Origin of the sequence: Pseudoduganella danionis, assembly GCF_009720775.1 — a bacterium.
GTDB classification, from domain to species: Bacteria; Pseudomonadota; Gammaproteobacteria; order Burkholderiales; family Burkholderiaceae_D; genus Rugamonas; species Rugamonas danionis.
The window spans coordinates 368,159-376,043 of sequence record NZ_WNKW01000006.1 but is presented as its reverse complement, the minus strand read 5'-3'; the positions used below and the strand labels follow the sequence as shown (position 1 = coordinate 376,043).

The 7,885-nt window shown below is 56.4% G+C and carries 5 protein-coding genes; all 5 read left to right on the top strand.

Annotated features, from left to right (window positions below; translation table 11 throughout):
- Window positions 1–185: EF-Tu C-terminal domain-related protein (locus tag GM655_RS19905; protein ID WP_503826595.1), on the top strand; the 185-nt coding region annotated here is incomplete at its 5' end.
- Between the two features lie 125 nt (window positions 186–310).
- Entirely contained in the window at window positions 311–628 is a 318-nt protein-coding gene (rpsJ, locus tag GM655_RS19900) for a 30S ribosomal protein S10 (RefSeq protein WP_028101676.1), read from the top strand.
- Window positions 629–945: 317 nt separating this feature from the next.
- Complete coding sequence (locus GM655_RS19895) at window positions 946–3,750, top strand: TonB-dependent receptor plug domain-containing protein (protein ID WP_371866902.1); 2,805 nt, start codon at window positions 946–948, stop codon at window positions 3,748–3,750.
- 306 nt (window positions 3,751–4,056) lie between these two features.
- The gene (locus GM655_RS19890) at window positions 4,057–6,951 is read left to right on the top strand and encodes a TonB-dependent receptor domain-containing protein (RefSeq protein ID WP_155436397.1); all 2,895 of its coding nucleotides are present in this window, start codon (window positions 4,057–4,059) and stop codon (window positions 6,949–6,951) included.
- A 274-nt stretch (window positions 6,952–7,225) separates the two neighbouring features.
- Window positions 7,226–7,882 (top strand): 50S ribosomal protein L3, encoded by a 657-nt coding sequence (gene rplC / locus GM655_RS19885; protein WP_155436396.1) that lies wholly within the window; start codon window positions 7,226–7,228, stop codon window positions 7,880–7,882.
- Window positions 7,883–7,885 lie beyond the last annotated feature (3 nt).

The window sequence follows — 7,885 nt, the reverse complement described above, 5'->3', positions numbered from 1 at the left end:
GTACCACCGACGTAACCGGTTCGATCGAGCTGCCAGCCGATAAAGAAATGGTTATGCCAGGCGACAACGTGTCGATCACCGTTAAGCTGATCAACCCGATCGCTATGGAAGAAGGTCTGCGCTTCGCTATCCGCGAAGGCGGCCGTACCGTTGGCGCAGGCGTGGTTGCAAAAATCATCGGCTAATTTTTAGGCGCTGATATCTCAGGGTCGACAAGGTGTGTTACCATGTCGACCCTTTGTGCTGTATCCCGTTCTTTTTAAATTGCTGGCGCTACAAAGTTGCCAGTTCGCTCTTTTAGGAAAACATCATGTCCGCACCAAACCAGAAAATCCGTATCCGTCTGAAAGCTTTCGATTACAAACTGATCGACCAGTCGGCTCTGGAAATCGTTGATACCGCCAAGCGCACCGGCGCTGTGGTCAAAGGCCCAGTTCCTCTGCCAACCCGCATCCAGCGTTACGACGTTCTGCGTTCGCCACACGTCAACAAGACCTCGCGCGACCAGTTCGAAATCCGTACCCACCAGCGTCTGATGGACATCGTTGATCCAACCGACAAAACCGTGGACGCACTGATGAAGCTGGACCTGCCAGCTGGCGTTGACGTCGAAATCAAACTGCAATAATTCCTGCTATAGCCGCCTGCGGGCGGCGTGGCCGACAGGGCCGGAGCGCATCTCAGCATGCACTCCGGCCCTGTTTTTTTACTGTGGCGCATCTACTATCGGTTGATGATTTAGTAATAAAATATCACGAATTTAATTCCGAAAAACAACGGATGTTTAGTTAAATGAAGGGTTTTTTCGCAAATGATGGCTTTCAGCCTTTCTTTTCTATCCATATTGTGAGAAATTCCTAGGCTGCGTTAAAAAAAAGATCTAGGCCGTCGTGATCCGGCGACACTGTCAAGCGCACAGTTCGTAACTACCATTCGGGAAAAGTCGTGAAAAATCCAACCATGAAAAAAAATGCGATCTCGATCGCATTAGCTCTCGCTTTCACTCCAGCCGTCTACGCTCAGGAAGCCGTTCAGGCCGAGCCTAAGATCCAGCGTGTGGAAATCACCGGTTCCAGCATCAAACGTACCGACAGCGAAACCGCTGCTTCCGTGCAAGTACTGTCGCGCAAAGACATCGAGCGCACCGGTGAGCACACCGTACTGGGCCTGCTGACCTCGACCGCAGCGATCTCCACCAACATCAACTCGGCCAGCTCGAGCTCGGGCAGCTTCGCTACCGGTTCGTCGGGCGTATCGATGCGCGGTCTGGGCAAGGTATCGACCCTGGTGCTGGTCAACGGTCGTCGTATCGCTCCTTACGGCCTGGCTGACGGCGCACAAGAAAACTTCACCAATCTGGACGCTATCGCGACTGACGCGATCGAGCGCATCGAGATCCTGAAAGACGGCGCTTCGGCTATCTACGGTTCCGACGCAATTGCCGGCGTAATCAACATCATCCTGCGTAAAGACTACCAGGGCGGTAAAGTACAGGTTAACTACGAAGCCACCGACGGCTTCGCAGACCGTCGTAACCGCAGCGTTTCGGCCATCTATGGCTTCGGCGATCTGGAAGAAAACGGCTTCAACACCTACCTGACCTTCGAAGGCTACAAGCGCGACGGTTACACCACGGGCGAACTGGCCAGCCGCTATCCAGCATGGCACCGTCAAACCCCGGGCCGTTCGACCTGGGATGCCAAGAGCACCTTCTCGCCAACCGGTAACTACTTCCTGAGCTCGACCAACATCGTTGCTGCGCCAGGCTGCCCAGCGACCGCGATCGACCCATCGGACAAGCTGTGCAAATTCGATGTGCTGCAGTACTCGGGCCTGACCACCAATAACAAGCGTTACGCTGCTGCCAGCAACACCCGCTTCAAGATTGGCCGTGATATCGACGCTAACTTCGAAATCACCACCGCTGGCGCCAACAACGACTACATCGTTGCACCATTCAGCACCAACAACGGCGGCACCACCAGCTCGACCAGCGTGTGGTACAACGCGCTGGCCGGCAAAATGGTAGGTCCATTCAGCTATCCTAAGCTGCCAGTTGGTAACAACGGCAACCCATACAGCACCCCAGTGGAATACCGCGCCCGTCTGATGGACACCGGCGAAGGCTTCAACTTCAACCGTACCGAATCCGACCAGAGCCGCTTCATGCTGGCCCTGAACGGCACCCTCGGTAACTTCGACTGGAAATCGGCTGTAGGCCACATGACCTCGAGCGCTACCAAGGCCACCCGTGCCGTGAGCGCCAAAGGCTATACCGACGCCATCGTCAACAACACCTACAAGTTCGGCCAGAAGAACGATGTAGCGCTGCTGAACCAGATGTTCCCAGTGCGTACCACCGAAGGCGAAGCGAAGATCGAATTCATCGACGCGACCGTTACCGGTGAAGTCATGCAACTGCCGGCTGGTCCTCTGAGCATCGCCGTGGGTACCGACATCCGTCGCAACTCCTACGAAATGAAGAGCTCGGACAACGTGCTGGGCGGTGAACTGGTAGGCGTATTCGGCCTGCAAGTGAAAGACCGTCAGAGCCAGTACGCTGTGTTCACCGAAGCCACCATTCCTGTGGTGAAGCGCGTGGAACTGAGCGCAGCTCTGCGTGCCGACAAGACCAGCGGTGCGGAAGCCCACCTGTCGCCTAAACTGGGCGCCAAAGTGCAAGCACTGGACTCGCTGCTGCTGCGTGGTACGGCTGCCGGTGGTTTCCGTGCTCCTAACATCGTTGAAACCGGTAACGGTCTGGGCCGTAGCTCGGTCGCAACCAACGTAGTGGACCAGCGTCGTTGCCCTATCGCTTCGGAACTGAACAACATCATTCAGAAATCCAGCGCAACCGCGGCTGACAAGGCACTGGCCAATAGCTACCGTAACAACGACTGCCTGTCGTCGCTGCCTAGCTTCGTGTCGGCTAATCCTGACCTGAAACCAGAAACCTCGCGTTCTTACACCCTGGGTCTGGTATTCGAGCCAGTGAAGAACTGGACGCTGGCACTGGACTACTACAACATCGAGCGTAAAGACGAAATCGGTACCCGTTCCGTCGCCGACGTACTGAAGAACGAAGCAGCGCTGCCAGCCGGCCAACTGATCCGTATCGACAACAGCGCCACCGACAATGAGTTCCTGGCACTGGTACGCAAGTACGCGCCAGGCACCACCACCAACTTCCAGGGTATCGGCAAGCTGGGCATGGTGTACAACCCATACGTCAACTCGGGCAAAACCCGTGCTTCGGGCTTCGACTTCGACGCTTCGGGCAAGTTCAAGATCGCCAACGTGGGTGATGTAGCCCTGAAACTGGATGGTACTTATGCACTGAAATACCAGCAGTACCTGGTGGCTGACAATGCCTACGGCATGAACATGGCCGGTAACTACGACGGTGGTCCACGTCTGCGTATGAAACTGCGCGGCGCGCTGAACACCGGCAAGGTCGATCAGGGCATCACCCTGAACTACCGCGGTGCCTGGAGCCCGAACAGCGACGACGCACCAACCTACTGCGTAACCAACAAGGTTGCTGCTGATCAGATGGCTGCTTGCGGTAAAGTTCGTGCCTACACCACGGTTGATTACAACCTGGCTTACACCATGAGCAAAAACGTCAAGCTGAGCGCGTACATCTACAACCTGCTGAACCAGGATACGCCAGTCAACTACCGTGATGGCATCACTGCCAACAACATGCTGTTCCGTTCGTTCGGCCTGAGCGCTGCTTACACCTTCTAAGCTGCCGTGAGGGACTCAGCCCGCAAGGGCTGGGTAACACCTGCCACACCCCGTCCGCCTTGTGCGGCCGGGGTGTTTTTTTTGCGCCATAAGTAGCAAATAAGTAGTTTGACTAGACGTTGTGGAAACAATACAGGAAACCCTTACTTGGTGAATTTATTAGTAAATTAGGAAATCTTTCTTTTCATGTAATCCCGATTGTGAGAAATTGGAGATCTACCAAGAAATACCTTGTAAGGCAACCAGCTTTACGAACTTTTGCGTAGATTTACAAATATCTGCTAAGAAAAAATAGAGGGAGGTACTTTGAAACACCATCCATTGAGCAAGCGCAGTGCGATCGCGATCGCCCTGACGCTGGCCTACACACCCGTTCTGCACGCCCAGCAAACTTCCGGCAAGGAAGTGGAAACCGTCTACATTACCGGCTCGAATCTGAAGCGCGTCGGCAAAGAGGGCGAATCGCCGGTGCAAGTGATTACCCAGCTCGAAATCAAAGCCAGTGGTGCTTCCACCGTGGCCGAGCTGATGCGTACCGTGCCATCCATGGGCACCAACAACAATTACGACACCAATGATGGCGGTTTCTCGCGCGGCGTCTCGACCGCCTCGCTGCGTGGTTTGTCGTCGACCTCGACGCTGATCCTGCTGAATGGCCGCCGCATGACGCCGTCGGCCTATGCTGATCCGAATGATGGCAATTCGACGCTGTACGACCTGAACAGCATTCCGCTGTCGGCACTCGAGCGCGTCGAGATCCTCAAAGATGGCGCTTCGGCCGTCTACGGTTCGGATGCGATCGGCGGCGTCATCAACTTCATCACCAAGAATAACTACGAAGGCTTGCAGGTGGCCGCACGCGTGGGCGCCAACGACGATGGCAACTTCGGCAAACGTGGCGCCAGCCTGTTCTGGGGCAAGGGCGACATCGATAAAGATGGCTACAACGTGTTCGTCGCGGCCGACGTCTCCAAGCGTGACCGCGTCAAGCGCGCCGATGCCACCGATATCGAAGTGGAAAAATACAAGCTGCTCAATGGCCGCTATGCCACCCCATACGGCAGCACGGTGTCTTCCCATCCTTCGTTCTACCGCGAACGTGCGCCCGACACGGCCAACTTTGCCGTCTCCCAGGCGCTCGCAGCCAAGAATCTGATCACCCGCACGGATTGCGACCCGTCGCAGCAACTGGTCGGTAGCCGCGCCATGGGTTTGCCGGCCACCAGTGTGTTTATTGGCCGTACCTTCTGTAACTATGACACGCTGCAGTTCCTGGAAGCGCAGAGCGCAGGCAATGACCAGAATGTGATGAGCCGCGGCATCATCAAGCTGGGCCAGAACACGCGCGCGTTTGCCGAGGTCGGCTTCAGCCGCAGCGAACGTAATTACACGGGTTCGCCGATTACGCTGGGACAGACGCCCACCACCAACTTCACCTCGGTAGGTGTGACGGATCCATTCCAGGTGATCCTGCCGATAGGCCACCCTGATAATCCTTTCCCGGATTCGCGCGCTTCGGTTGGCTACCGTTTCGAGAATCTGCGCGGCGGCACCCAGAACATCAACAAGGGCATCCGTGCGCTGGTCGGGCTGGAAGGCACGCACTTCGGCTGGGACTGGAATACCGCCGTGCTGTGGAACCAGTCGCAGAAGGATGAAGTGACCTACGGCCGCCTGTATCTGCCAACGCTGCGCAAGCTCAACACGGGCACCTCGCTGGCGGCGCTGGCAGCCGACCCGACCCTGGCGCGTGATGTGACGGGTGATAACAAGGCGTCCATCCTGCAGTGGGATGCCAAGGCCAATACGGAATTCGGCTCGCTGCCGGGCGGTCCGTTTGCGCTGGCACTGGGGACCGAAATACGGCGCGAGAAAATCAATCTGAATCCCGATCCGCTGCTGGCCACGGGCCAGATCTTCGGCCTGGCAAATACCATTATCGATGGTTCGCGCGATGTCAAATCGGCCTTCGTTGAACTGCGTACACCGGTGCTGAAGAGCCTGGAGTTCGATTTCGCCGGCCGGCTCGATAAATATCCCGGCATCAAGACCAACTTCGTGCCTAAGGTCGGCGGTAAGTGGACGCTGGCGGATTCGGTGGCCGTGCGTGGTACCTATGCACGCGGCTTCCGTGCGCCTGGTCTGACCCAGGTCACCCCGGGCGGCGCGCAGTTCTTCGAAAGCGGCATCTGGGACCGCCGTCGTTGCGAGTCCGACGAGAGCACGCCAAAAAATGGCGCGACCGAAGTTGACTGCAATAAGTCGGCAGCCGGCACGGGCGGCGCGAATCCCGATCTGGTACCGGAAAAAGCCAAGAGCTATTCGCTCGGTCTGATCATTGCGCCTAGCGCCAACCTCGATCTGGTGATCGATATGTGGCGTATCCGTAAGACGGGCGAAGTGATACTGGGTTCGGCATGGGATGCGTTGAAAAACGAAGATAGCAATCCGGGCAACGTGGTGCGCGATCCTAATCCGGCCAACTGGGTGACCGATGCCAATGGCAAGGTGATTCCGAATTCCGGCCCGCTGCTGATGGTGAAGGAGCCGTGGATTAACCAGGGCGCAACGGAAGTGCGCGGTATCGATTTGGAAGTGCGTCACCGCAAGAATCTGGGCGACTGGGGCACCTTTAATACCAAGGTATCGTCGACCTATATCTCGCACTATTCGATTGCGGCCCATGAAGGCGACATCGAGCGCAATCTGGCCGGTAGCAATGCTGGCATCACGGACTGGAATATCAGCAGCAGCCTGGATATTCCGCGCTGGAAGAGCAGCCTGACCGGTAGCTGGAGCCGCGGCGATCATGCTGTATCGGCCACGGTGAACTATGTGGGCCCGGTCTCCTTCCTGCGCCGCTATGAAGGGGAAGAAACCTACGCCCAGCCGTTCTGCCATTACGGTAGCAAGAAGACTACCGATGCCAAACCGGACCGCAATACCACCACGCCGCTGTACGAGGCTTACTTCCCGGATTGCGCAGTCAACAGCTGGACCACGGTGGGTCTGGGCTATACCTACACGGGCTTCAAGAACGTGTCGGTCAGCCTGAATGTGCAGAACCTGTTCGATACCAAAGCGCCGTATGATCCGCGCTATGGTGTGAACACGGCCGGCACCCCGCTGCAAGGCTATAACGAAGGCCTGCATAACAACCAGGGCCGTTACTTCACCTTCAGTGCCAGCTACACCTTCTAAGCTAGTTCCAGTTCAAAAGCAGCGCCGCAAGGCGCTGTTTTTGTTTCTGCAGGTCAGGGCGCCAGCCCGCGCCAATGCTGCTTTTGGCAATCTTTCCCACTATCTGGGCTAGGGCGCGAGAAAACCTGACATACCTCGTATTAAGTTGTTGCGTCAAGGGTCTTTTCGCGCTAAACTAGCCGGCTTCGGTATGGATATGTCTTTTTTATTGGTCCGTACTTATTTTAGTAGTTAAACAAAGCCCCGCCCAATCGTAGGTGGGAATGGAGAAAAAATGAGCCTAGGCCTCCTCGGTCGCAAGGTTGGTATGATGCGCATCTTCACCGATGACGGGGATTCGATCCCAGTCACCGTGTTGGACGTATCGAACAACCGTGTTGCGCAAATCAAAACGCCTGAAACGGATGGTTACTCCGCTGTTCAGGTTGCATTCGGTCAACGTCGCGCTTCCCGCGTGACCAAAGCCGTCGCTGGTCACCACGCCAAAGCTGGCGTTGAAGCCGGTACCACGCTGAAAGAATTCCGCATTGACGTTACCAAAGCTGCTGAACTGAAAGCTGGCGACACCGTTGCCGTTTCGCTGTTCGAAGTTGGTCAGAAAGTTGACGTGCAAGGCGTATCGATCGGTAAGGGTTACGCTGGTACCATCAAGCGTCACAACTTTGCTTCGGGTCGTCAGACCCACGGTAACTCCCGTTCGCACAACGTACCAGGTTCCATCGGTATGGCGCAGGATCCAGGTCGCGTATTCCCTGGTAAGCGCATGACCGGTCACCTCGGTGACGTAACCTGCACCGTGCAGAACCTCGAAATCGCCCGTATCGATGCCGACCGTCAGCTGCTGCTGGTCAAAGGCGCGATCCCAGGCGCGAAAAACGGCCAGGTTGTAGTGTCGCCTGCTGTCAAAGTTAAAGCAAAGAAGGGAGCTTAATCG